Below are 23,118 nucleotides of genomic sequence, written 5' to 3' on the forward strand. Positions count from 1 at the left end.
GGAGATGAAGATGACGATGGAACCGAAATCCTGGGGGCGCTACCCCCGAGTCTCCGGACAGAAGGCGCACCCCGTCACGTGGACGAGCGAGCCGCTGCCCGTGCCCCCGGAAGGCGGCTCGCTGCTGCCCCATGGCCTGGGCCGCAGCTATGGCGATTCGTGCCTCAACGAGGGCGGCTCGCTGCTGACGACGGAGCGGTTGGATCACTTCCTGGGTTTCGACCCGGCCACGGGCGTGCTGCGCTGCGAGTCGGGTGTCACCCTGGACGGCATCCTCCGGCTGGTGACGAACCAGGGGTGGTTCCTGCCGGCGACCCCGGGCACGAAGTTCGTGACGGTGGGCGGCGCCATCGCCAATGACGTGCATGGCAAGAACCACGTGCGCGTGGGCACCTTCGGGCGGCACCTGCGCCGCTTCGAGCTGGTGCGCTCGGACGGCTCACGCCGGGTGTGCTCGCCCGAGGAAAATCAGGACTGGTTCGAGGCCACCATCGGCGGGCTCGGGCTCACCGGGCTCATCACCTGGGCGGAGCTCCAGCTGCGGCGCGTGAGCAACTCCTACATGCACCAGGAGACGATCGCCTTCTCCAACCTGGAGGGCTTCCTCAACCTCGCGCGCGAGTCGAACCAGGACTTCGAGTACACCGTGGCGTGGGTGGACAGCCTCGCCCGGGGCCGCCATCTGGGCCGGGGCCTGTTCCACCGCGCCAACCACGCGCCCCCACAGTTCAACGCCCGGGCGCCGTCTCCCCCGCGCCTGTCGGGGCTCGCCGTTCCCTTCGACTTCCCGGGCCTGGCGCTCAACCGCGTCTCGGTGGCGGCCTTCAACGCGCTCCACTACCGGATGCGCAACCAGGGGCTCATGCACTACGAGCCGTACTTCTTCCCCCTGGACAGCGTGCACCACTGGAACCGCATCTACGGCAGCCAGGGCTTCGTGCAGTTCCAGTGCGTCGTGCCCCCGAACGACACGGGCGTGGCGGCGCTCAAGGAGATCCTCGATCGCAGCGCGCACAGCGGCATGCCCTCCTTCCTCACGGTGCTCAAGATCTACGGGGACGTGCCGTCGCCCGGGTGGATGAGCTTCCCCAAGGCGGGCTACTCGCTGGCGCTGGACTTCGCCAACCGGGGCGAGCGCACGTACCAGCTCGTGGATGAGCTGGACCGGCTCACCCGCGAGGCGGGCGGGAGGGTGTATCCGGCCAAGGACTCGCGCATGAGCCCGGAGAGCTTCGCGGCGTACTACCCGGAGCGCGAGCGCTTCGCCCGGTACGTGGACCCGGCGTTCTCCTCGTCGTTCTGGCGTCGGGTGCGCGGCGCGGGATAGACAGGCTCCATGATGAAAAAGGTCCTCGTCCTCGGCGCCACGAGCGCCATTGCCCAGGCCACCGTGCGGCTGCTGGCCGCGCGGGGCGCGTCGCTGTACCTCGTTGCCCGCCACGCCGAGCGGTTGGAGGCGGTGGCGCAGGATGCCCGCACCCGGGGCGCGGCCCGGGTGGAGGCCGAGACGTTGGACCTGGACGACTTCGCCCAGCACGAGCCCCTGGTGGAGCGCGCCACGGCGGCACTCGGCGGACTGGATGGCGCCCTGCTCGCCCACGGGGTGCTCGGGGACCAGGAGCAGGCCCAGCGCTCCTATGGGGAGACGGAGAAGGTGCTGCGCACCAACTTCCTCAGCGCGGTGTCGCTGCTCACGCCCCTGGCCAACCGCTTCGAGGCCCAGCGCGCGGGCACGCTCGTGGTCATCTCCTCGGTGGCCGGAGACCGGGGACGGCAGAGCAACTACGTGTATGGCGCTTCCAAGGGCGCCTTGAGCGTGTTCCTCCAGGGCCTGCGCAACCGCCTGGCACCCGCGGGCGTGGCCGTGGTGACGGTGAAGCCGGGCTTCGTGGACACGCCGATGACGGCCAGCGTGAAGAAGAACGCGCTCTTCGCCTCGCCCGAGGCGGTGGCCCGGGGTCTGCTGCGCGCCGTGGACGCGGGCCAGGACGAGGTGTACCTGCCCGACTTCTGGCGCCCCATCATGTTCCTCATCCGCTCCATCCCCGAGCGTGTGTTCAAGCGCCTGAAGCTCTGACCCACGCCGTCCCGCTCCCCCACGAGGGGCAGGCGGGCGGACGCACCGCGTCCCGCGAGGTGCCGAGGTCTCCACTCCTGGTGACATCCCGGCCCCCTCCCACCCCGGGGATTGAAAGGTGATAGCCTCCGGTCCGACGGACGCGCCCCTCCCTCCGGCGGCCACGCCCTCACCGCTCCCCTCCAGGCACTCCCCATGGCGTTCTTCAATCCGTTGAGCAGCAGCAACCGCTCCCTGCCCGGACGCATTGATGCGCTCATGCGCGCGTGCGCGATGCCACTGGCGCCCTTCCTGGCCTACCTGGTGGGAATGATGTTGGGGCTCCAGGGCGAGCAGATCACCCAGTCCGTCCTCTGGCTGCTGCCCCCCACGATCCTGTTCTTCGGCGTGCTCTACCCGCCGCTGACCATCAACTACCTGCACCGCGACGCCGTGCGCGTCACCCCGGGCGAGCCCCAGGGCCTGCGCCTGGGCCGCCTGCTGCAGATGCCCTGGCGCATCGCCATCTACGTGATGGCCGGCTCGTACACGTTCGGCGCGGGCTTCTTCTGCACCGGCGTGTGCCTGCTCTTCGACAAGAGCCTGTGGCTGGTGCTCTGGGGCAGCCTCATCGGGCTGTCCGTGGGCCTGCTGCTGGCGTTCCCCGCCGGCATCACCATCGAGCGCTGGACCCAGCCCCTGGCGCTCGAGGAGCAGGGGCGCCATCCCCACCTGCGCGTGGTGGGCGGCGGCTTCTTCTGGCTGCGCCAGTCCTGGTTCCTTCCCTACGCCTTCGCCGTCTGCGTGCTGTCGCTCATCGTCCTCGGGGGCCTCACCGTGGCGGTGCAGATGGGCAACGTGCAGAACCGCTATATCGAGGACCTCCAGGCGGCGGGGCAACACCAGGCGGCCTACATGCTGGAGGGGCTCGGCGCCGCGCTGCTGTCCGGGCTGAGCATTCCCGTGGCCGTGCTCGTCTTCATGCTGCTGGCGCTCGCCACGAGCTCCGCGTGGATGCTGGCACGCCGGCAGGAGCAGGGCTCGCTCGCGGTGCTCGAGGCGATTGAAGGCCTGTCGGTGGGCAAGGTGCGCCCGGCCCAGTGGGTGTCCAGCGACGAGATTGGCGACCTGGCCTTCGGGCTCAACGCCGTGGTGTTGCAGCTGAGCGCCCTGCCCCGCGAGCTCCAGCAGTCCGCCGCCCAGCTCGTCGAGGCGGGCGCCACCCTGCGCCACGCCAACGAGGCCCAGCGCCTGGCGCTCACCACCCAGGCCACCGCCATCCAGGACACCAACGTCACCGCGCAGGAAATCAAGCAGACCTCGGACCTCACCGCCCAGCGCGCCGAGGAGGTGCTCAACGTGGTGCGCCACGCCGAGGAGCTCAGCCGCTCGGGCACCCTCGCCATCGAGCAGACCATCGCCGGCTTCAGCGCCATCCGCGATTCCGTCTTCGCCATCCGCGGCAAGATGGAGCGCCTGCAGGCCAGCGCCGTGCAGATCGGTGAAATCACCCAGACGGTGAAGGACTTGGCCGACCAGTCCAACCTGCTCGCCCTCAACGCCGCCATCGAGGCGGTGCGCTCGGGAGAGCACGGCAAGGGCTTTGGCGTGGTGGCGCGGGAGATCCGCCTCCTGGCCGATCAATCCATCCGCTCCACCAGCCGCATCACCACCATCCTCGACGAGGTGGGCAACGCCATCGGCGACGCCGTCGCCATGACGGACGTGAGCACCGCCCAGGTCGAGGGCGGCCTCGGCAAGGTGAAGACCTCGGGCGACAGCCTGCGCCAGCTGTCGCTCATGGTGAACAACAGCTCCGAGGCCGTTACACAAATCACCGCCGCCGTGAGCCAGCAGAACGCCGGCTTCGCTCAAATCTTCAATGCGATCGCCGACCTGTCACGCAGCATGGACCAATCCCTGGAGCGCCTGGAATCCACCCAGGAAGCCGCCGACATGCTCCAGAAGGTCTCCCACCAAGTCAGCCAGGTGGCCCGGCAGTATCACGTCGAGTGAACCCTCCTTCACGGTGATATCAGGCATTACGCTTTTGCTCGAATATTCCAGATTGACCACACATGTTACAGAGCTGTAATCTGAAAGAGTGGCCGAACGGGGAAGTTGACAGCCGCAGCCCCGCCCCTCGGCAGGAGGTCCGTATGCACCGGCAGGAGATTCTGGATCACGTTCGCAACATCATCCTGGCCACCCATACCGGCCTGTATCCGGACGACGTGAACGAGTTCTCCTCGATGACGTACGACCTGGGCATGGACTCCTTCCACCTGGAGTCGATGATCTCCCGGCTCAAGGATGAGGTGGCCAACATCGAGTTCACCCCCTGGTACATCAAGGCGTCGCGCCGGGGACATGACACGGTGGGCAGCCTGGTGGACTTCATCGACGAGCGCCAGCCGCAGCCCCAGGACGCGAACACGGTGGGCGACGAGGCCGCCCTCGGCGACGGGCTCGAGCCACTGGATTCGGAGGCGGCATGACGCCGGCAGCACCCGAGCGTCGCCCCACCCTGCTGTCCATCGCCTCGGCCGTCCCCCCGCTGTCGCTCACGCAGGAAGAAATCTACGAGGGGCTGTTCAAGGACTGGTTCAAGGATGTGCCCAACGCCCGGCGCATCATCCAGAACACCGGGGTGCGCCGCCGCTTCTTCGCGTGGGACCCCCGCGTGGAGCTCAAGCAGGGCCGGATGGGCGTGGGGGACCGGGTGCGCGTGTACGAGCGCGTCGGCCTCCAGGTCACCGGGGAGTCGGTGCAGAAGGCGCTGGGCGAGCTGGAGCGCTCGCGCGTGGGCGCCTTCACCATGACGACCAACTCGGGCTACTCGGGGCCGGGGTTGGACCTGTACATCGCCAAGAAGCTCGGGCTGCCCTCCAGCATCCGCCGCACCTTCGTGGGGCACATGGGCTGCTTCGCGGCCTTCCCCGTGCTGCGCACCGCCATGGACAGCGTCGCCGCGCGTCCGGACCAGTACGTCATCGCCAACGCCTCCGAGTACAGCTCGCTGCACTACCACGACACGCCGGACCCCGAGCAGGTGGTCATCCACGGCCTGTTCGGTGATGCCGCGTGCACGGTGGTGATGGGCAGCGCCCCGGACGGCGAGGGCGTGCAGTTCCTGCGCTCGCACACCGAGCAGCTCTACGAGACGCACGAGCTGATGGGCTGGAACATGCACAACGACGGGTTCCGCATGAACCTGTCGCCCTACGTGCCCTTCGTGCTCGCCGAGCACGTGGATGACTTCCTGGAGAAGCTGCTCGGCCCCGAGGGGCTCAAGGCCGGGGACATCAAGCACTGGCTCATCCACCCGGGCGGGCCGAAGATCCTCGAGGGCCTGGCCAAGCAGCTCAAGCTGGACAAGTCGCGCATGCGCGCCAGCTGGCACGTGCTCAGCGAGTACGGCAACTGCGGCGCCACCACCGTGATGCTGGTGCTCGAGGAGGTGCTGCGCTCGGACAACCCCCAGCGCGGCGAGTACGGCGTGATGATGGGATTCGGGCCCGGGCTGACCGTCGAGGGCATCCTGGTCCGCTTCTGAGCCCGGTTCCCCCGGGCCGTTCCTCCACCGCATCACCGAGGTCACATCCAATGAGTCAGGAGCCGCTGCGGCGACAGACGGGTCCCATCGCACTCGGGCCCGGAGCGGGGCGCCACCCGAGCCGGCAGCTCGCCCCCCGCGCCCCCACCCGCGCCTCGCCCGCCCCCGTGAACACGCTGGCCGAGGCCGTGGTGCACTGGGGGCGCACCCGCCCCTCCCAGCCCCTGCTCTACTTCGTGGACCTGGAGGAGCGCCTCACCGTGCTCACCGCGGGGGACGTGCTGCACAACACCCTGCGCCTGGGCGCCAACCTGCACGCGCGCGGCGTGCGGCACGGGGACCGGGTGGTGCTCTCGTTCGACACCAGCCCCGAGTTCCTCGAGTGCTTCCTGGCCTGCGGGCTGGTGGGCGCCACGCCCTGCCTCATCGAGCTGCCCTCCTCCAAGGTGTCCGTGCAGGCCTGGGGCGAGCGGCTGCGCGCGAAGCTGCGGCTGCTCGGCGCCCGCGCCATGCTCATTGATCCGGACTTCGTGGACCTGGCGCACGAAGCCCTGGGCGAATACACCCCCGAGCCCGGCCAGGCGGCCCCCTTCGTGGCCATCCCCGCGGACCTGGTGGCCGACGCCGAGCCCCTCACCCCGCCCACCCTGGACGCGGACGAGACGGCCTTCATCCAGTTCACCTCGGGCACCACGGACGCGCCCAAGGGCGTGCAGATCTCCCACCGGGCCCTGCTGGCCAACTGCGCGGCCATCGGCGAGGGCGGCGGGTGGGACTCGGATGACCTGATGGTCTGCTGGCTGCCGCTCTTCCACGACATGGGCCTGGTGGCGAGCGTGCTCGCCTCGCTCGTGCACGGCCTGCCCACGGCGCTGCTGCCGCCCTTCGGCTTCCTGCTCAAGCCCTCGCGCTGGCTGTGGGCGATGCACGCCTTTCGCGCCACCTCGTGCTTCGCGCCCAACTTCGCCTACCAGCTGTGCGTCAAGCGCATCAAGGACGCGGAGCTGGACGGGCTGGACCTGAGCGCCTGGAAGCGCGCCTACAACGCCGCGGAGTTCATCCACGCCGACACGGTGCAGCAGTTCACCGAGCGCTTCGGCCCCCATGGCTTCGAGCGGGAAGCATGGCGGCCCTCCTACGGCATGGCGGAGATGGTGGTGGGGGTGACGTGCCGCATACGGGGCGAGCCCCTGCGCGTCGAGACGCTCTCGCGCACGGCCCTTGCCACGCGGCGCGAGGCCGTGCCCGTGGCCCCGGGCACCCGTACCGACGCGCTCGTGGTGCACGGCGTGGGCCGGCCCCTCAAGGGCATCGAGCTGAGAATCGTGGACGAGGAGGGCCACCCGGTGCCCGAGCGCCACGAGGGGGAAATCCTCCTGCGCGGCACGTCCCTCTTCAGCGGCTACTACCAGAACCCCGAGGCCACCGGCGCGGTGCTGCGCGACGGCTGGCTGTACACCGGAGACCTGGGCTACCTCGCCGGCGGCGAGCTCTTCATCTGCGGGCGCAGCAAGGATCTCATCATCAAGGCGGGGGAGAACCACCACCCGTACACCATGGAGAACGCCGCCGGGCGCGTGGCGGGCGTGCGCGTGGGCTGCGTGGCGGCGGTGGGCGTCAACAACGCCCAGACGGGCACCGAGGACATCGTCATCGTGTGCGAGACGACCGAGAGCAAGCCCGACGCGCTGCGCCAGCTGTGCAAGCACGTGGAGGAGACCGTCTTCCAGGGCGCCGGAGTCCGTCCCAACCGCGTCGTCCCCGTGCCCCCCCAGTCCCTGCCCAAGACGACCAGCGGCAAGCTCAAGCGCGCCTACATCCGCCAGAACATCGAGGAGTTCGAGGCCCTCTCCCTGCTGGTGAAGCCGCCACCCCCTCTCGCCGTGGTGCACTGAAAATCACAGCCCACCCGTTTTCATCGATTCTCATTTTTTCAAGAAAAAGCACTCGCTCCCTTGCTCGCCCTGATTGGGTAAAGTAGAAGATTTCCAACTTTCCCCCGAGGAGTTGGAATGTCCCGCAGCGTCGTGTCGAAGAGTGGCAAGTTCGCGGTGGTCCTGGGTGCGGTCCTGGCGCTCGGTGGTTGCACCGAGGTGGAGCAGGTGCCCGCGGAGGAGGCAGCTCCCCAGGAGCAGGGCTTCGCGCGCGGCTGTGTGACGAAGGACCTGAGCGAGGCCGAGAGGGACGCGGTGGAGCAGGCCATCGCAGGGACGGTGAAGGGCCAGGCGCGCACCCCGGGCTCGGTGACCATCAAGGTCTACTGGCACACCATCACCAACACCTCGGGCGCGGGCGCCCTGAGCTCCACGGCGATCGCCAACCAGATCTCCGTGCTCAACGCCGCCTACTCGAAGACGCCCTTCAAGTTCTCGCTCGTGAGCACGGACACCACCGCCAACAACTCCTGGTACACCACCACGGGCGGCACCTACGAGACGCAGATGAAGAACGCGCTGCGCAAGGGTGGCGCGGGCGACCTCAACGTCTACTCCAACAACATGGGCGGCGGCCTGCTGGGCTGGGCGACCTTCCCCTCCAGCTACTCCTCGCAGCCGAAGATGGACGGCGTGGTCATCCTCTACAGCTCGCTGCCCGGCGGCAGCGCGGCCCCCTTCAACCAGGGTGACACGGCGACCCACGAGGTCGGCCACTGGCTGGGCCTGTACCACACCTTCCAGGGCGGCTGCACCACCACGAACGACAGCGTGAGCGACACCCCGGCCGAGTCCACCCCGGCGTCGGGTTGCCCCACGGGCCGCGACACCTGCTCCTCCGCCGGCCTGGACCCCATCACCAACTTCATGGACTACAGCGACGACGCCTGCATGAACACCTTCTCCGCGGGCCAGATCGAGCGCATGGACACCCTGACCAAGCAGTACCGCGGGATCTGATCCCCGTCTGAAGTCCCGCCGTCCCGACGCCGGAGCGCGCCCCACAGCGCGCCCGGCGTCTTCGTTTTTCCTACTCCTCGCGCCCCGCCCGGGCGAAGGCCAGCGCGCTCCGGGCCATCTCCACCATGAGCCCCACCGTCTTCACCTTCTTGGGCGCGGTCAGCTCGTTGGCCAGGAAGAGCCGCAAGGCCTCGCCCCGGCGCAGCTTGCCGCTGGAGGTGCGCGGCAGCGTGCCCGGCTCCAGCACCCGCACCGTGTGGGGCCGCACGCCCGTACTCGCCACCACCGCCTCGCGCACCCGCTCCTCCAGGCCCTCCACCCGCGCCCCCGGCGCATGCTCGGCGAGCACCAGCAGGGCCTCGTCCTGGCCGTCCTCGGGGGTGAAGCCCAGCGCCACCGCGCACCCCGTGCGCAGGCCCTCCACGCCCTCCAGCGCCTCCTCGAACTCCTGGGGCGCGTGGTTGGCGCCGCGGATGATGACCAGGTCCTTCGCGCGGCCGGTGAGGAACAGCTCGCCATCCGCCTCGAAGCCCAGGTCCCCCGTGTCCAGCCAGCCCGCCTCGTCCAGCGCGCGCACCGTGGCCTCGGGCAGGCCGAAGTAGCCCTCCATCACCGAGGGGCCCCGGGCGAACACCCGCCCCACGCGCCGCTCCGGCAGCACGTGGCCCAGCGAGTCGCGCACCTGCACCTCGACTCCCGCCACCGGATGCCCCACGGACACCACCGGGCGCTCGCCGTCCACGATGCGCCGCTCCGTGGCCAGCACCCGCGCGTCCACGCCCAGCGCGTACGGCCCCCGCCCCGCCACCGGGAAGGTGACGGCGAGCGACGCCTCGCTCAGCCCATACACGGGCCGCATCGCCCCCGGCTGGAAACCCCAGCGCGAGAAGCGCTCGCCGAAGCGCCGCAGCGTCTCCAGCGACACGGGCTCCGCGCCATTGAGCGCGTGCCTCCAGGCCGACAGGTCCACGCCCTCCATCTCCGCGTCCTTCACCCGCTTGAGGCACAGCCCATAGGCGAAGTTGGGCGCGGGCGACACGAAGCCGCGGTGGCGCGACAGGGCGCGCAGCCACAGCGCCGGCCGCGCGAGGAACACCTCGGGCGGGATGAGCACCATGCGCCCCGGGTAGTACAGCGCCGAGAGCAGACAGCCGATGAGCCCCATGTCGTGGTAGAGCGGCAGCCACGACACGCCCACGGGGTCGCCCTCGAGCGGCGGCGGAATCTCCGCCTCCAGCGCCGCCAGCTGCGCCATCAGGTTGTCGTGGCGCAACGCCACCGGCTTGGGGTCCACCGTGGAGCCCGACGAGAACTGGATGAGGCCGAGCGACTGGGGCGTGACGGACAGGGCCAGGTCCCCGCCCTCGCGCGACACGTCCTCCACCGTCAGACACCCGAACCGGGGACGCGCCGCCGCCACGGGCGTGCCCAACAGCAGCCGCACCTTCGAGTCCGTGAGCACCACGGCCGCGCCGGACACCTCCAACATGCGCGCCGTCGAGCGGTGGTACTCCTCCAGGCGGCCCAGGCGCACCGGGGGATAGAGCGGCACCGGCACCGCGCCCGCCAGCAGCGTGCCGAAGAACGCGTCCATGAAGCCCGGCGAGGTGGGCAGCAGCAGCGCCACGCGATCCCCGGGCCGCACCCCCAGGCGGTGCAGCCCCGAGGCCGTGCGGCGCGCCCGCTCGTACACCTGGGCCCAGGGCAGGTGCGTCTCGCGCTCGGCCGCGTCCACGAAGATGAGCCCGAGCCGCCCACGGGCCGCGCCCTCCAGGGCCTCGTTGAGCGTGGGGTACTTCACGCGCGGCAGCGGGGGGCCCTTCATGGCGAGCCTTCCACGAAGGCGTCCCGGCTGCCGCCCGCCATCCGCGAGGCCACCAGGTGCATGAGATCTCCCACCGTCACCACGCTCACCGAGTCCTCCATGGACAGGCGGATGCGGAAGCGGTTCTCCAACTCCACCGCCAGCACCGTGAGGCCCAGGCTGTCCAGTTGCAGGTCGCGCATCAGGTGATGCACGGGCTCCACCGGGCCACTCCACTCCAGCTCATGGGAAACGATGCGGCGGATTTCATCGAGGACGACCAGCTCATGCTCAACCACGGAGTACCTCCGGCAAGGAAGCGAGGCTCCCCTGGCGGGAGCCTCGAAAGGGGCGAGCCGTCCCGCCGGCTCACCAGCGCAGCAGCACGAGCTCGGCGCAGAAGCCCGGACCCATGGCCATCATCACGCCCCAGTCCCCGGGCTGGGCCACGCCCGACTCCAGCGTGTCCCCCAGCACGAAGAGCACCGAGGCCGAGGAGAGGTTGCCCACCTCGTGCAGGGACTTCCACGAGCGCTCCAGCGAGCCGGCCACCAGCTCCAGGGAGTCCTCGAAGGCCTGCAACACCTTGGGGCCACCGGTATGCGCCACCCAGTGCTGGATGTCCTTGCGCGTGAGCCCATGCTCACCGAGGAAGCCGTCCACGTCCCGACGGATGTGCTCGCGCACCAGCTGCGGCACCTTGGCCGACAGCACCACCTTGAAGCCCGAGTCCACCACGTCCCAGCCCATGATGCGCTCGGTGTCCGGGAAGAGCACCGAGCGGGTGGCCACGATGCGCGGCCCCGTGGCCGCCGGGGCCTTGTCCGCGCCCTGCAGCACCACGCACGCCGCCCCGTCCCCGAACAGCCCCGAGGCGATGATGTTGGGAATGGACAGGTCCTCGCGCTGCAGCGTCAGCGAGCACAGCTCCACGGTGATGAGCAGCGCCGTCTGGCCCTTCCACGCGCGCAGGTAGTCCGAGGCGCGTGACACGCCCGCCGCCCCCGCCACGCACCCCAGCCCGAAGATGGGCGTGCGCTTCACGTCCGAGCGCATGCGCATGCGGTTCATCAACCGCGCGTCGACGCTCGGCGTGGAGATGCCCGTCACCGTGACGAAGAAGATGTGGTCCACGTCCCGCGGCGTGAGCCCCGTGCGCTCCAACGCCTTGCCCACCACCTGCTCACCCAGTTCACTGGCCACCTTGATCCACGCGTCATTGCGCTGCTGGAAGGTGGTGAGCGCGCGGTACTGCTCGATGGGCAGGGCGAGGAAGCGGCCGTCCACCTGCACCGAGCGATGCAGCTCCTCCAGGCGCTCGATGTTGTAGTGCCTCGTGGCCCAGAGGTCCCGCAGCGCCCCGATGATCTGCTCCTGCGGAGAGTAGTGCGGCGGAAGCAACCGCTCCACGGCGCGGATGACCGGAGCGGAGTCCTGGGTGATTGCGGAGTTCATCGACGCCATCCCTCGAAAGAGTGGGGGATCGACGGTTAATCACCCCGCCCCGAGGGTGCGACCTGGACGCGGAAGATTGAATGTCCCTGCGCACCCTCCCCTGCAGGGGATGCTGGCTGGCTGACAACTTGCCCATCCAACACGTGACCCTGGGGTGACAAGTGTCAGCTAGAGAACAAGTCCATGAGACCTTGGTGCCAAGACTCCCCGTGCGTGAGGGAGGGGCGACTTACTGGCTGCTGGCGGAAGAGGCCATGCTTGGCTCGCCGGTCACGAGCTGGGGGCCAGGCGCGCGCACGGGCCCGAGCAGGGTGAGCTCGGCCACCACCGGATAGTGATCCGAGGCCTTCACGCGCAACACCTTGCTGCGCCGGGGCATGAAGCGCTCGCTCGCCAGGACGTAGTCGAGGCGCAGGCTGGGGATGATGGGCAGGGGGTAGGTGATGTCGGAGCCCTCGCCGCGCTGGGCGAACACGTCCATGAGCTCGCGCTTGAAGAGCCGCAACGAGTTGGACTGGGGCGTGTCGTTCATGTCGCCCATGAGCAGCTTGGGCCGGGGGTCCTGGCCCACCAGCGCCATGATGGCCGCGCTCTGGCGCACGCGGATGGCGTTGTTGAAGGGCCGCCGGGTGAGGTGGGTGACGTAGACGCTCACCTCCTGCCCGTTCACCTTCACCAGGGCATGGGCCAGGGTGCGCGGCTCGGTGCCCTCCACCACGGGCAGCGGGTGCTGCCGCACGGACTCCAGCGGGAAGCGCGACAGGAGCGCCACGCCATAGTCCCCGCCGAACAGCGAGGTGGTGCGGAAGTGGGCGTAGTACGGCAGCCCCGTGCGCTCGGCGAGCACCGCGGGCTGATCCAATCCGCTGGCCCTCTGGGAGCGGACATCCACTTCCTGCAGCGCGACGATGTCGGGCGCGGCGGCGCGGATGACGTCCGCCACCTTGTCGAGTCCCTGGATGCCGGACTGGATGTTGAAGGTCATCACCCTCAAATCCACCTCTTCCTGACCGGGCGCCACGGCGGAAACCGTCTGGGCCGGGGCGGCGATCGACGGAGTCATTGGAAGGACAGAGGGCTCGGTCAGCGCCTCGTGACGCGAGGAGGAGGACGAAGCACACGCGAGGGGAGTCGCGAGAAACAGGCCGGCGAGGAGTCGGTCGATTCGCATGAAGTGGCGGGCAAGATGCCAGCCCCCTCCATGCCGCGTCTTCCCTACCTCCCAGGACAGGCCGGGGAGCGGCCGGGCGAGTCATGCGCCCACTCACTTCGCGAGAGTTGGGAATAAGCGCGGCGCCAGGAACAAGCCACGCGGAAACATTGACTCCCAGGAGGGCCTCCAGGCAAACCGCACCGTTTGCCCATGCCCAAGTCCGCCAAACCCGAGTTCGATGTCATTGTCTGGGGAGCCACCGGCTTCACCGGCCGCCTCGTCGCGGAGTACCTCGCCCGTACCCAGGACACCCACCGGGCACGCTGGGCACTCGCGGGCCGGGACCGCTCCAAGCTCGAGCAGGTGCGCGCGAAGATCGCCAGCGTCAACGCCGCGTGTGTCGAGCAGCCCCTGGTGCTCGCGAACGCCCAGGACGCGGCCTCGCTGGACACGCTGGTGGGCCGCACCCGCGTCATCATCAGCACCGTGGGCCCCTACGCGCGCTACGGCAATGAGCTGGTGGCGGCCTGTGCCCGCGGTGGCACCGACTACTGCGACCTGACGGGCGAGGTGCAGTGGATGCGCCGGATGATCGACGCCCACGATGCCCAGGCCCGTGAGAGTGGCGCGCGCATCGTGCACACCTGCGGCTTCGACTCCATCCCCTCGGACCTGGGCGTGCTCATGCTCCAGGAGTACATGCGCGAGCAGCACGGGGGCCACTGCGACCGGGTGCGCTACTACACGACGAAGCTCAAGGGCGGCGTCAGCGGCGGCACCGTGGCGAGCATGCTGCAGATGATGGACGAGATGGAGAAGGACCCGTCCCTGCGCCGGGTGCTCGGCAATCCCCACGCGCTCGACCCCGAGCCGCGGCGCGGCCGCCCCGAGGAGCGCGACCAGATGGGCGTGCGCTACGACGCGGAGCTGGGCAGCTGGACGGCCCCCTTCTTCATGGCCTCGGTGAACACGCGCGTGGTGCGCCGCTCCAATGCCCTGCTCGGCTACCCCTGGGGCAAGGACTTCCTCTACTCCGAGGCGAGCAGCTTCGGACCCGGCGCCAAGGGCCTGCTCACCGCCACGAGCTTCACCGCGGGAATGGGTGTCTTCCTCGGACTGTCGAGCGTGTCGCGCGTGCGCAAGGAGCTCGAGAAGCGCGTGCTGCCCGCCCCCGGCGCGGGCCCCTCGGAGGAGCAGCGCGAGAAGGGCTCCTTCGCCATCAAGCTGCTCGGCGAGGGCCAGTCGGCCAAGACGGGAGCGCGGGTGAAGCTGGAGGGCAAGGTGGCCGCCAAGGGAGACCCGGGCTACGCGGCGACGTCGCGGATGCTCGCCGAGTCGGCGCTGTGCCTCGCCTTCGATGACATCCCCTCCGCGGGCGGCATCCTCACCCCCGCCTCGGGCATGGGCACCCGCCTCATCGACCGGCTGCGCAAGGCCGACATGACGTTCGAGGTGCGCGAGGCCACGTCGAACACCTACTGAGCCGCCCTCGCGCGGCCAGCGCGAGCCCTGGGTTACACTGCCTCCCCACTCATCCTGGAAGAGGAGTACCCCATGGCTCGCGACGCGATGTGGAAGCGGATGACCCTCGCTCTGCTCCTGACGGCCTGCGGCTCGAACGGAGCCCCGGATGGAGACAATCCGGGAGGCGATGGGAACACGGGCGGCGGAAACCCACCCGGTGGGCAGACCCCCAGTGGCCCCCCGCCCCCCATCCAGCTCGGCGCGCCCCCCTCCCTCGAGTGGCGTGACGGCTACTCCGCCTTCGACGACCCCTTCGACGCCGGCGCGTTGGACCTCGCGCGCTGGCGCCCCTCGGACGGCTGGGCCAACAGCGGGGACTTCAACGCCGGCTGGCGCGCGGACCACGCGGTCGTCACCGATGGCCGGCTGGACCTGATCCTCGACACCGCGACGTGCTCGACGGGAGGCTGCTCCGGACGGCCCTACGCCTCGGGCGAGGTCGCCACCCAGCGCTATTACGGCTATGGGCGCTACGAGGTGCGGATGAAGCCCGTGCGCACCCCGGGCACGATGACCGCCTTCGCCATCACCACGGGCCCCGCCGAGTCGACGCGCTCGGACTCCATCGACCTGGCCATCCTCGGGCAGAACACCAAGGCCCTGCGCCTCAACTACATCACCAACGGGCAGCGGCATGACCTGGGGGTGAACCTGCCCTTCGACACCGCGGACGACTTCCACACCTACGGCATCGAGTGGACGCGCGACGCCATCCACTGGTACGTCGACGATCAGCGCATCCACTCCGAGACGGGCTACAAGGGAGCGCTGCCGTCCGTGCCAGGACGCACCCTCGTGAACTTCTGGCCCGGCAACGTGGGCACCACCTCGTCCTGGATGGGCCGCTTCACCTACCCGGGAAGCCCCCTGGTCGTGAGCGTCGAGCACGTGCGCTACGGCCCGGCCGCGCCCGTCGAGCTGCTGGAGAGCTTCGAGACCCCCGAGCAGGCCGCCCTGTGGGTGCGCACGGTGGGCCCGGGCGCGAGCCTCACCGCCCGGCAATCCAACCAGGGACACCAGGGCAAGTCGCTGTACCTGGACTACACCACGAGCGCCACCGCGTACGCGTACACCGCGCGCACCTTCTCCGAGCCCCAGGACTGGACGGGGGTGCGCTACCTGAACTTCTGGTTCAGGGGCTATCAGACGGGCAACCCGTTCCGGGTGGAGCTGCGCGACAACGGCTCGAGCGCCGACACGGCGGAGCGCTTCGAGTACCGCTTCCAGGACGACTTCAAGGGCTGGAAGTGGGTGAGCGTGCCCGTGACGTCCTTCACCCGGCGCACGGACGGCCAGCCCGCGGGCGCGCCCGAGGACGGGCTGACGCTGTCGGGGGTGTGGGGCCTGGCCTTCCAGCCCCTGTCGGGCAACAACGAGGCCTTCGTCGACGACATCGAGCTGGAGCGCTGAATCCTGGGCGGGGGCCTTCGGGGGGCATTGCATTTGGGCAGGGCCCGGCGTAGGCAACGGGCCTCACTCATTTCCGAAGGATTTCAAGCAGATGGCCGAGAAGCTGGCGCCGCGCGAGAAGGGCTTTTCCGAGTGGTACGTGGACCTGGTCCAGAAGGCGAAGCTCGCCGACTACTCGGACGTGAAGGGCTGCATGGTCATCCGTCCCAATGGCTACGCCATCTGGGAGAACATGCAGCGCGTCCTGGACAAGATGTTCAAGGACCTGGGCCACAAGAACGCCTACTTCCCCCTGCTCATCCCCGAGAGCTACCTGAAGAAGGAGGCCGAGCACGTCGAGGGCTTCAATCCCCAGCTCGCCGTGGTGACGCACGCGGGCGGCGCCAAGCTCGAGGAGCCCTACGTCATCCGGCCCACGAGCGAGACCATCATCAACCGCAGCTTCGCCAAGTGGATCCAGAGCTACCGGGACTTGCCGCTGCTCATCAACCAGTGGGCCAACGTGATGCGCTGGGAGATGCGCACGCGCCTGTTCCTGCGCACCACCGAGTTCCTCTGGCAGGAGGGCCACACCTGCCACGAGACGGAGGCCGACGCGGAGAAGGAGACCCTGCAGATGCTGGAGGTCTACCGGACGTTCGCCGAGGACTACATGGCGATGCCGGTGATGACGGGGCGCAAGTCGGAGTCGGAGCGGTTCGCCGGCGCGCTGCGCACCTACAGCATCGAGGCGATGATGCAGGACAAGAAGGCACTGCAGGCGGGCACCAGCCACAACCTGGGGCAGAACTTCGCCAAGGCCTTCGACACCACCTTCCAGGGCCGCGACGGCAAGCAGCACCACGTGTGGCAGACGTCCTGGGGCGTGTCCACGCGCCTCATCGGCGGCCTCATCATGACGCACTCGGATGACGCGGGCCTCATCGTGCCGCCCCGGCTCGCCCCCGTGCACGTGGTCATCATCCCCATCGCCGGCAAGGCCAGCGACGCGGAGAAGACGCAGGTGCTCGAGAAGACGCACGCGCTCGCCCAGGACCTGAAGAAGGCGGGCCTGAGCGTGGTGGTGGACGACGACGACACCAAGAGCCCGGGCTTCAAGTACAACGAGCACGAGCTGTCGGGCACGTGTCTGCGCGTGGAGCTGGGCCCCAAGGACCTGGCCAAGGGCACCTGCGTCATGGTGCGCCGCGACGTGCGCCAGAAGGAGTTCATCCCCCTGGAGCAGGCCGTGGCCAAGGCTCAGGAGATGCTCGACGCGATGCAGAAGGGGCTGTTCGACAAGGCCAAGGCCTTCCGCGAGGCCAACACCTTCGAGGTCAACAGCTACGAGGAGATGAAGGAGAAGGCGGACGCGGGCTTCCTGCTCGCCCACTGGAACCTGGACCCCAAGGTCGAGGCGCGCATCAAGGAGGAGACGGGCCTGACGACGCGCAACCGGCCGTTCGCGCTCGCCCAGGAGCCCGGCAAGTGCGTGGTCACCGGGGAGCCGTCTCCCGGCCGCATCGTCTTCTCCAAGGCCTACTGAGCGTGGCGGGGGGAGCCACCCCGAGTCGCACCCCCACCCACTCGTGACCGGCCCGTGGATGATGACGGGCCGGATTTCGGATATGGACTGCCCCCATGTCCGCTCCCCTGCTCTCTTCGTCCTCGCTGGCACGCCCCCGCGTCCTCCTGCTCGGAGCACTCGCCTCGGGCGCTTTGTTCTCGCTGCACGCCGGTTGCGGCGGGGACTCCTCGCCCCCCGAGTCCAAGCAGATCCACGTCCAGCTGCTGGCCTTCAACGACCTCCACGGCAACCTGGAGCCGCCCACGGGAAGCAACGGGACCGTCCCCACGCCCGGTGAGGACGGCGGCACCGTCAACGTGAACGCGGGCGGCGCGGCCTTCTTCGCCACCCACATCGAGCAGCTCCGGGCCCAGAACCCCAACACCGTGGTCGTGGCGGCCGGAGACCTCATCGGCGCCTCGCCGCTCATCTCGGGCATCTTCCACGACGAGCCCACCATCGCCGTGCTGAACCAGATCGGCCTGGACATCACCTCCGTGGGCAACCACGAGTTCGACGATGGCCGCGACGAGCTGCTGCGCATGCAGAACGGGGGCTGCCACCCCGTGGATGGGTGCCAGAGCAGCACGTCCTTTCCCGGCGCGAAGTTCAAGTACCTCTCGGCCAACGTGTTCACGAACACGGCCACCCGCGAGACGCTGCTTCCCGCCTACGAGATTCGCGAGTTCGAGGGCGTGAAGGTGGCCTTCATCGGCATGACGCTCGAGGGCACGCCGGGGATCGTCAACCCGACCGGCATCGCCGGACTCACCTTCCAGGACGAGGCCGACACGGTCAACGCGCTCGTGCCCGAGCTGAAGGCCCAGGGCATCAAGGCCATCGGGGTGCTCATCCACGAGGGAGGCTATCCCGCCGCCAAGCTGTATGACGACTGCCAGGGCGTCTCCGGTCCCATCCTGGACATCGTCGCGCGGCTGGATCCCGAGGTGGACTTCATCCACTCCGGCCACACGCACGAGGCCTACAACTGCGTCATCAACGGCCGGCGCGTGACGAGCGCGGCCAGCCACGGGCGCATCATCTCCCAGGTGGACCTGGTGTTGGACACCGGCACCAAGGACGTGGTGTCGACGGAAGCGCGCAACCACATCGTCACGAGGGACGCGGCGAACGCCACCGTGGACACGATGGTGAAGGACTACGCCGCCCGCGCCGCCCCGCTGGCCAATCGCGTCATCGGCAGGACCCCCGTCGAGCTCAAGATTCCCCCGCGCACCACGATCCCCTCTGGACAGTCGGGCGAGTCGCTCCTGGGCAACGCCATCGCGGACGCGTTCCTCGAGGCGACGCGTGATCCGGACAAGGGAGGCGCGGTCATCGCCGTCACCAACCCGGGTGGCGTGCGCGCGGACATCCCCGCTGGGGACATCACCTACGGGCAGGCCTACACCGTGCAGCCCTTCGCCAACAGCGTGACCACGCTGACGCTCACCGGCGCGCAGATCCACCAGATGCTGGAGCAGCAATTCCAGGGCACCACCACGCGCATCCTCCAGGTGTCGGCCGGCTTCACCTACTCCTGGTCCGCGTCGGCACCGGTGGGGAAGAAGGTGGACCCGGCGTCCATCCAGCTCAACGGCGTGCCGCTGGATCCGGCGGCCACCTACCGCATCACGGAGACGAACTACCTGGCCGCGGGAGGAGATGGGTTCAGCGTCTTCACCCAGGGACAGGATCTGCGCACGGGCCCCATCGACATCGACGCCTTCGCGGCCTACCTCGAGGCCCACAACCCGCTGACCCCGCCGACGGACAAGCGCATCACCTGGATTCCGTGAGCCCCGGCGCACGGACGGGCATGTAGATCGCCCGCGGCGCCGCCTCTCCCGCGATGGGAGGCGGCGCCGCCGGCTCGAAGTGGAACGCCTCGCCACACCGCTCGCGCGTCACCTCGCAGGGACGCGCTGACCCGGAGGAGATGAGCATGCGACTCTTCGTTGCCGTGACGTTGGGCAGGAGCGTGGAGGAGGCGGCCACCGCGGCCCTGGAGCAGCTGCGCGGCCTGGCGCCACGCGCGCGCTGGGTTCCTCCCGCCAACCTGCACCTGACCCTGAACTTCCTGGGAGAGGTGGACGACGAGCGGGCCGCCCGGGTGAAGCAGGTGCTCGAGCACGTGGGGCCGCGGCATGAGCCCCTGGTGCTGAGCATCCAGGGTGGTGGGAGCTTCGGGGCATCTTCACACCCGCGGGTGCTGTGGGCGGGAGTCGAGGGGAACACGGCCGCGCTGGGCGCGCTCCAGGCGGACGTGGCGGAGGGCTTGCGGCCCCTGGGGTTCGAGCCCGAGCACCGCGCGTACGTGGCGCACCTCACGCTGGCGCGGGCGAAACAGCCCCGGGGAGACCGGGAGCTGGCCGGGTGCGTGCGAGCCCTCCAGGAGGCGCGCTGGGGCGAGGCGCGGGTGGACGGCCTCGTGCTCTTCGAGAGCCTCGGTGGCCGCTACCATCCCCGCGCCGAGATTCCCCTGGGCGCCCGGGCCCCCTGAACGCACCCAGGCTCGCGCGACGGGCGGCCACGGGCGGCCCGTGATTACACGAGGGGTGTGTGCCGTTCGATGAGTCCGGAAATAGGGCATGATGCCGGATCATGTCCTCACGTTTCGTACTCCTCGTGGGCCTGGTGGCCTGCCTGAGCGTTGGCTGTCGAGATCAGGGAGCGGTGAAGCTCACTATCTCCTTTCCGAACTTCAAACCCGGCTGCATCCGCGTGAGCGTGAAGGACGCTCAAGGCGCGGGCGAGGAGCGCTCGACGGAGCTCCAGGAGCAGCTCGCGGAGAAGAAACGCGGCGAGAAGGTGACGGTGGCGGCGTTTCGCGAGGAGGGCTGGGGTTCGAGGCTCACCATCACCGCGACGGCGTTCGAGCAGAAGTGCTCAGAGGGACCCGAGTTCGTCGCGTCGGACTCCGTCAACGTGGGCCGGGGCGTTGCGCCGGTGGAGCTGACGCTCGAGGCGGTTGACGGAGATAACGACGGGTACGTCTCCCAGGCCTCCGGCGGCACGGACTGCAATGACGACGAGGCCACGGTGCGTCCCGGGCAGGTGGAGCTGTGCAACAACAAATGGGATGACAACTGCGACGGCAAGACGAACGAGGGGTTCGAGAAGCTCGGCCAGCAGTGCAGCAGCCCGGAGGCCGCGTGTCAGATCTGGACCTGTGACACCCAGGGAGCCATGAGCTGTCAGGACGCCAAGTCCGAATGGTTCCGCGACGAGGACGGGGACGGCGAAGGCAACCCCCAACAGGCCCTGAGCCAGTGCGCCCAACCGGCGGGCTACGTGAACAACAATCTCGACTGCGACGACAAGGACAAGGAGCGCTACAGCACCGCGACCGAGCTGTGCAACGGGAAGAACGACAACTGTAATGGCCAGACCGACGAGGGATTCAACGTTGGAGCCACCTGCACGGGGGAGTCCAACTGTGGGGGCACGATCAAGTGTGTCACGACCACCCAGGCCGCGTGCTCGGTCGTGACGAGCACCTGGTACCCGGACGGGGACAAGGACGGCCATGGAGCAACGGGCGCGGGCATCAAGGTCTGCGGCACTACCGCACCCGGTAGCTACTATGTCACCAGCTCGGATGACTGTGATGACACGAAGGGCAACGTGTACACCGGCGCCACGGAATTCTGCGACTCGCTGGACAACAACTGCGACAACCAGACGGACGAGGGCTTCGACGTAGGCGGGGCGTGCACCGATAATTATCAGTGCGCGGGCACGAAGGAGTGCTCGGCGGGTGGAAAGGACACCCAGTGCAAGCCCACGACGGCCCCCACGCAGTACTACGCGGACAACGACTCCGACAACTACGGGGATAACGCCTCGGTCATCAAGACGTGCGGCACACCCAGTGCCGGGTACATCGCCCAGGGAGGGGACTGCAACGACGGAAACCCGTTCACCCATCCGACGGCGAACGAGCTGTGTGATCAAGAGGACAACGACTGCGACGCCGCCACGACGGAAGCAAGCGTGTGTCCCGCGGACGGCCCGACCTGGAAGGAGTACTCCTCGGCGAATACGGATACCTGGCGTTCCGTGGCGCTCTATGGAAATGGAGGCGTCTGGGTCGTAGGCGGTGACAAGTTCCACCAGTTCAAGCCTGGGGGAACGGGTTTTGATGATCTCAGCACCTGTACGGCGGGCGGCGACGTGAACGCCGTCACGGCGACTCCGGGCTCAGGGGACGCCCTGCTCGGAGGGGAAGAAGGGTTCATGGCGCGGTACGACCCGAGCGCCATGCAGTGTGTGAACCCTGGGAAGAAGTCCGTGGATACGGACATCAAGGGCGCCACCGCCCTCTCCGTTGGAAACGACATCGAAGCCCATTTCGTGGGATCGAACAGGAATGGCACAGACCTGGGACGTGCGTTCCGGGTGCTCACACCCCAAGGCGCCAACTACGACAACCAGTCCCTGTCCGAGAAAGTGTTGGACGTGCATGGCCTCTCACAAGACGCGCTGTTCGCCGTCGGTGGGGCGACCTCGTCTCGTATCTACCGGTTCGACAGCGGCTCGGGGAACTGGAGTACAGAGAGCGTTCCCAGCGGAGGGTTCACCCTCCTGGGTGTCTGGGTCGTGAATCCCAAGCTGGCCTACGCCGTGGGCAACAATAAAACCATGTACAGTTGGAATGGTTCGAACTGGAGCAAGGTTTCGAACGCACCGAATGACAATTTCAGCTCGGTGGTGGCCTTTGGGAGCCGTTCCATCTACGTCACCGCAATGAGCGGAAAGGTCTACCATTACAACGGCAGTGCGTGGACGGAGGCATTCAAAACCAGTCCGGCCGTTCCGCTCCTGGACATCGCGGCGAACAATCCGGGGGACATCTGGGTCGTGGGCGATAAAGGCAAGCGCTACCACTGGCCCCAGTGAAGCACGGGGACCCGCGGGCACAGGCCACGCGGGTCCCGAGGACAACAACTACCGGCGGGTACCCGCGTCACCGGCCGGAGTGGTCCCGGCATCGGTCGCGGGAGTCCCGGCGTCACCGGGGGTGGTGCCCGCATCGCCCGCCGGAGTCCCCCCGTCGCCCGCCGCCGAGCCCTTGGGCGCCGGCGAGATGGAGGGCGGAGGGTTGATCAGCTCGAGCGAGGAGAAGAACTGATCAGCCTGGGGAGCGCCGATGCTCGGGTTGTAGAGGACGAGCAGGGTGTAGAGGCGCGGCCCGACGAGGAAGTTCTGCGCACGCACCTCTCCGGACTGCGAGGAGATGGTGAGGGACTTGCCGGGGTAGCCCTGGAGGGTGATGTCCTCCTCGGACTTGACGGTGCCATTGAGCTTGCCGACGAGACCGGCCTTGCCCTCGTTGAAGAAGGCGGAGGCCGGGTGGGCCGAGACGACCTTCTCGGGATAATCAAGCGTGCTGATGGAGTAGAGGACGCCCGTCGCGTCATTGATGGCCCAGGAGGCGGTCTGCACCTCGCCACCGGGGATGGAGACCTTGCCGCGCTGGGCCTCGGGCTGGCCGGGGAGCTGCACGGAGAAGCCCTCGGGGGCGGTGATCTTCTGGAACTGGGCCAGGGGCCGCTCGGTGGGGGTGTTCTCGTTGGGAACCTCCTCAACCGTGGACCCACCCGACGTGGAGGAGCCCGAGGTGGCGCAAGCAAGGCCAATCAGCGACAGGGTAACGACGGCGGCGAACAAGCGGGACAACGATGACATAGGTGCGAGTCCAGGATGTTTGAGGTGGA

The 23,118-nt window shown here is 68.8% G+C and carries 19 protein-coding genes; 13 read left to right on the plus strand and 6 right to left on the minus strand.

The window, feature by feature from the left end; translation table 11 throughout:
• The first annotated feature begins 10 nt into the window (after positions 1–10).
• The 7 genes from F0U63_RS45065 to F0U63_RS45095 all read left to right on the plus strand — a co-directional run bounded on the left by F0U63_RS45065 (position 11) and on the right by F0U63_RS45095 (position 8,506).
• Positions 11–1,327 (plus strand): FAD-dependent oxidoreductase, encoded by a 1,317-nt coding sequence (locus tag F0U63_RS45065; protein ID WP_395840998.1) that lies wholly within the window; start codon positions 11–13, stop codon positions 1,325–1,327.
• 12 nt (positions 1,328–1,339) lie between these two features.
• On the plus strand, positions 1,340–2,077 hold the full coding sequence (locus tag F0U63_RS45070) for an SDR family oxidoreductase (protein WP_395848527.1): 738 nt from the start codon (positions 1,340–1,342) through the stop codon (positions 2,075–2,077).
• Positions 2,078–2,272: 195 nt separating this feature from the next.
• The gene (locus F0U63_RS45075) at positions 2,273–4,072 is read left to right on the plus strand and encodes a methyl-accepting chemotaxis protein (protein ID WP_395841000.1); all 1,800 of its coding nucleotides are present in this window, start codon (positions 2,273–2,275) and stop codon (positions 4,070–4,072) included.
• A gap of 143 nt (positions 4,073–4,215) precedes the next feature.
• Positions 4,216–4,554 (plus strand): acyl carrier protein, encoded by a 339-nt coding sequence (locus tag F0U63_RS45080; RefSeq protein ID WP_395841002.1) that lies wholly within the window; start codon positions 4,216–4,218, stop codon positions 4,552–4,554.
• Positions 4,551–5,612, plus strand: coding sequence for a type III polyketide synthase (locus F0U63_RS45085; RefSeq protein ID WP_395841004.1), 1,062 nt, complete (start codon positions 4,551–4,553; stop codon positions 5,610–5,612). Before F0U63_RS45080 ends, F0U63_RS45085 begins: the two co-directional genes overlap by 4 nt.
• A gap of 50 nt (positions 5,613–5,662) precedes the next feature.
• Entirely contained in the window at positions 5,663–7,507 is a 1,845-nt protein-coding gene (locus tag F0U63_RS45090) for a fatty acyl-AMP ligase (protein WP_395841006.1), read from the plus strand.
• Positions 7,508–7,624: 117 nt separating this feature from the next.
• Positions 7,625–8,506 carry a zinc metalloprotease gene (locus F0U63_RS45095; protein WP_395841008.1) on the plus strand — a complete coding sequence of 294 codons (882 nt, stop codon included), beginning with the start codon at positions 7,625–7,627 and terminating at the stop codon, positions 8,504–8,506.
• A 70-nt stretch (positions 8,507–8,576) separates the two neighbouring features.
• Here the strand turns inward: F0U63_RS45095 and F0U63_RS45100 are convergent, their stop codons facing one another.
• From F0U63_RS45100 to F0U63_RS45115, 4 genes are all read right to left on the minus strand, one after another.
• A complete protein-coding gene (locus F0U63_RS45100; RefSeq protein ID WP_395841010.1) occupies positions 8,577–10,331 on the minus strand; it encodes a fatty acyl-AMP ligase in 1,755 nt (584 codons plus the stop codon).
• On the minus strand, positions 10,328–10,609 hold the full coding sequence (locus tag F0U63_RS45105) for an acyl carrier protein (protein WP_395841012.1): 282 nt from the start codon (positions 10,607–10,609) through the stop codon (positions 10,328–10,330). The genes F0U63_RS45100 and F0U63_RS45105 overlap by 4 nt, the downstream gene beginning before the upstream one ends.
• 70 nt (positions 10,610–10,679) lie before the next feature.
• Positions 10,680–11,765: a type III polyketide synthase gene (locus tag F0U63_RS45110; RefSeq protein ID WP_395841014.1), complete on the minus strand. Its 1,086-nt coding sequence runs from the start codon at positions 11,763–11,765 to the stop codon at positions 10,680–10,682.
• Positions 11,766–11,994: 229 nt separating this feature from the next.
• Complete coding sequence (locus F0U63_RS45115; protein ID WP_395841016.1) at positions 11,995–12,828, minus strand: endonuclease/exonuclease/phosphatase family protein; 834 nt, start codon at positions 12,826–12,828, stop codon at positions 11,995–11,997.
• A 300-nt stretch (positions 12,829–13,128) separates the two neighbouring features.
• Here F0U63_RS45115 and F0U63_RS45120 point away from each other — a divergent pair, with 300 nt between their 5' ends.
• The 4 genes from F0U63_RS45120 to F0U63_RS45135 all read left to right on the plus strand — a co-directional run bounded on the left by F0U63_RS45120 (position 13,129) and on the right by F0U63_RS45135 (position 19,197).
• A complete protein-coding gene (locus tag F0U63_RS45120; RefSeq protein WP_395841018.1) occupies positions 13,129–14,400 on the plus strand; it encodes a saccharopine dehydrogenase family protein in 1,272 nt (423 codons plus the stop codon).
• A 72-nt stretch (positions 14,401–14,472) separates the two neighbouring features.
• A complete protein-coding gene (locus F0U63_RS45125; protein ID WP_395841020.1) occupies positions 14,473–15,852 on the plus strand; it encodes a family 16 glycosylhydrolase in 1,380 nt (459 codons plus the stop codon).
• Positions 15,853–15,943: 91 nt separating this feature from the next.
• A complete protein-coding gene (proS, locus tag F0U63_RS45130) occupies positions 15,944–17,377 on the plus strand; it encodes a proline--tRNA ligase (protein WP_395841022.1) in 1,434 nt (477 codons plus the stop codon).
• A gap of 95 nt (positions 17,378–17,472) precedes the next feature.
• Positions 17,473–19,197 carry a bifunctional metallophosphatase/5'-nucleotidase gene (locus tag F0U63_RS45135; RefSeq protein WP_395841024.1) on the plus strand — a complete coding sequence of 575 codons (1,725 nt, stop codon included), beginning with the start codon at positions 17,473–17,475 and terminating at the stop codon, positions 19,195–19,197.
• Here the strand turns inward: F0U63_RS45135 and F0U63_RS45140 are convergent.
• Entirely contained in the window at positions 19,181–19,345 is a 165-nt protein-coding gene (locus tag F0U63_RS45140; protein WP_395841026.1) for a hypothetical protein, read from the minus strand. The genes F0U63_RS45135 and F0U63_RS45140 overlap by 17 nt on opposite strands.
• Between F0U63_RS45140 and thpR the strand changes: the two genes are divergently transcribed.
• Positions 19,344–19,901, plus strand: coding sequence for an RNA 2',3'-cyclic phosphodiesterase (gene thpR, locus F0U63_RS45145; protein ID WP_395841028.1), 558 nt, complete (start codon positions 19,344–19,346; stop codon positions 19,899–19,901). The genes F0U63_RS45140 and thpR overlap by 2 nt on opposite strands.
• 101 nt (positions 19,902–20,002) lie before the next feature.
• Positions 20,003–22,300 (plus strand): MopE-related protein, encoded by a 2,298-nt coding sequence (locus F0U63_RS45150; RefSeq protein ID WP_395841030.1) that lies wholly within the window; start codon positions 20,003–20,005, stop codon positions 22,298–22,300.
• A 48-nt stretch (positions 22,301–22,348) separates the two neighbouring features.
• On the opposite strand, the gene F0U63_RS45155 is transcribed toward F0U63_RS45150, so the two are convergent.
• Entirely contained in the window at positions 22,349–23,089 is a 741-nt protein-coding gene (locus F0U63_RS45155; RefSeq protein ID WP_395841032.1) for a hypothetical protein, read from the minus strand.
• Positions 23,090–23,118: the final 29 nt, after the last annotated feature.

Source organism: Cystobacter fuscus (genome assembly GCF_044360685.1).
GTDB classification, from domain to species: domain Bacteria; phylum Myxococcota; class Myxococcia; order Myxococcales; family Myxococcaceae; genus Cystobacter; species Cystobacter fuscus_C.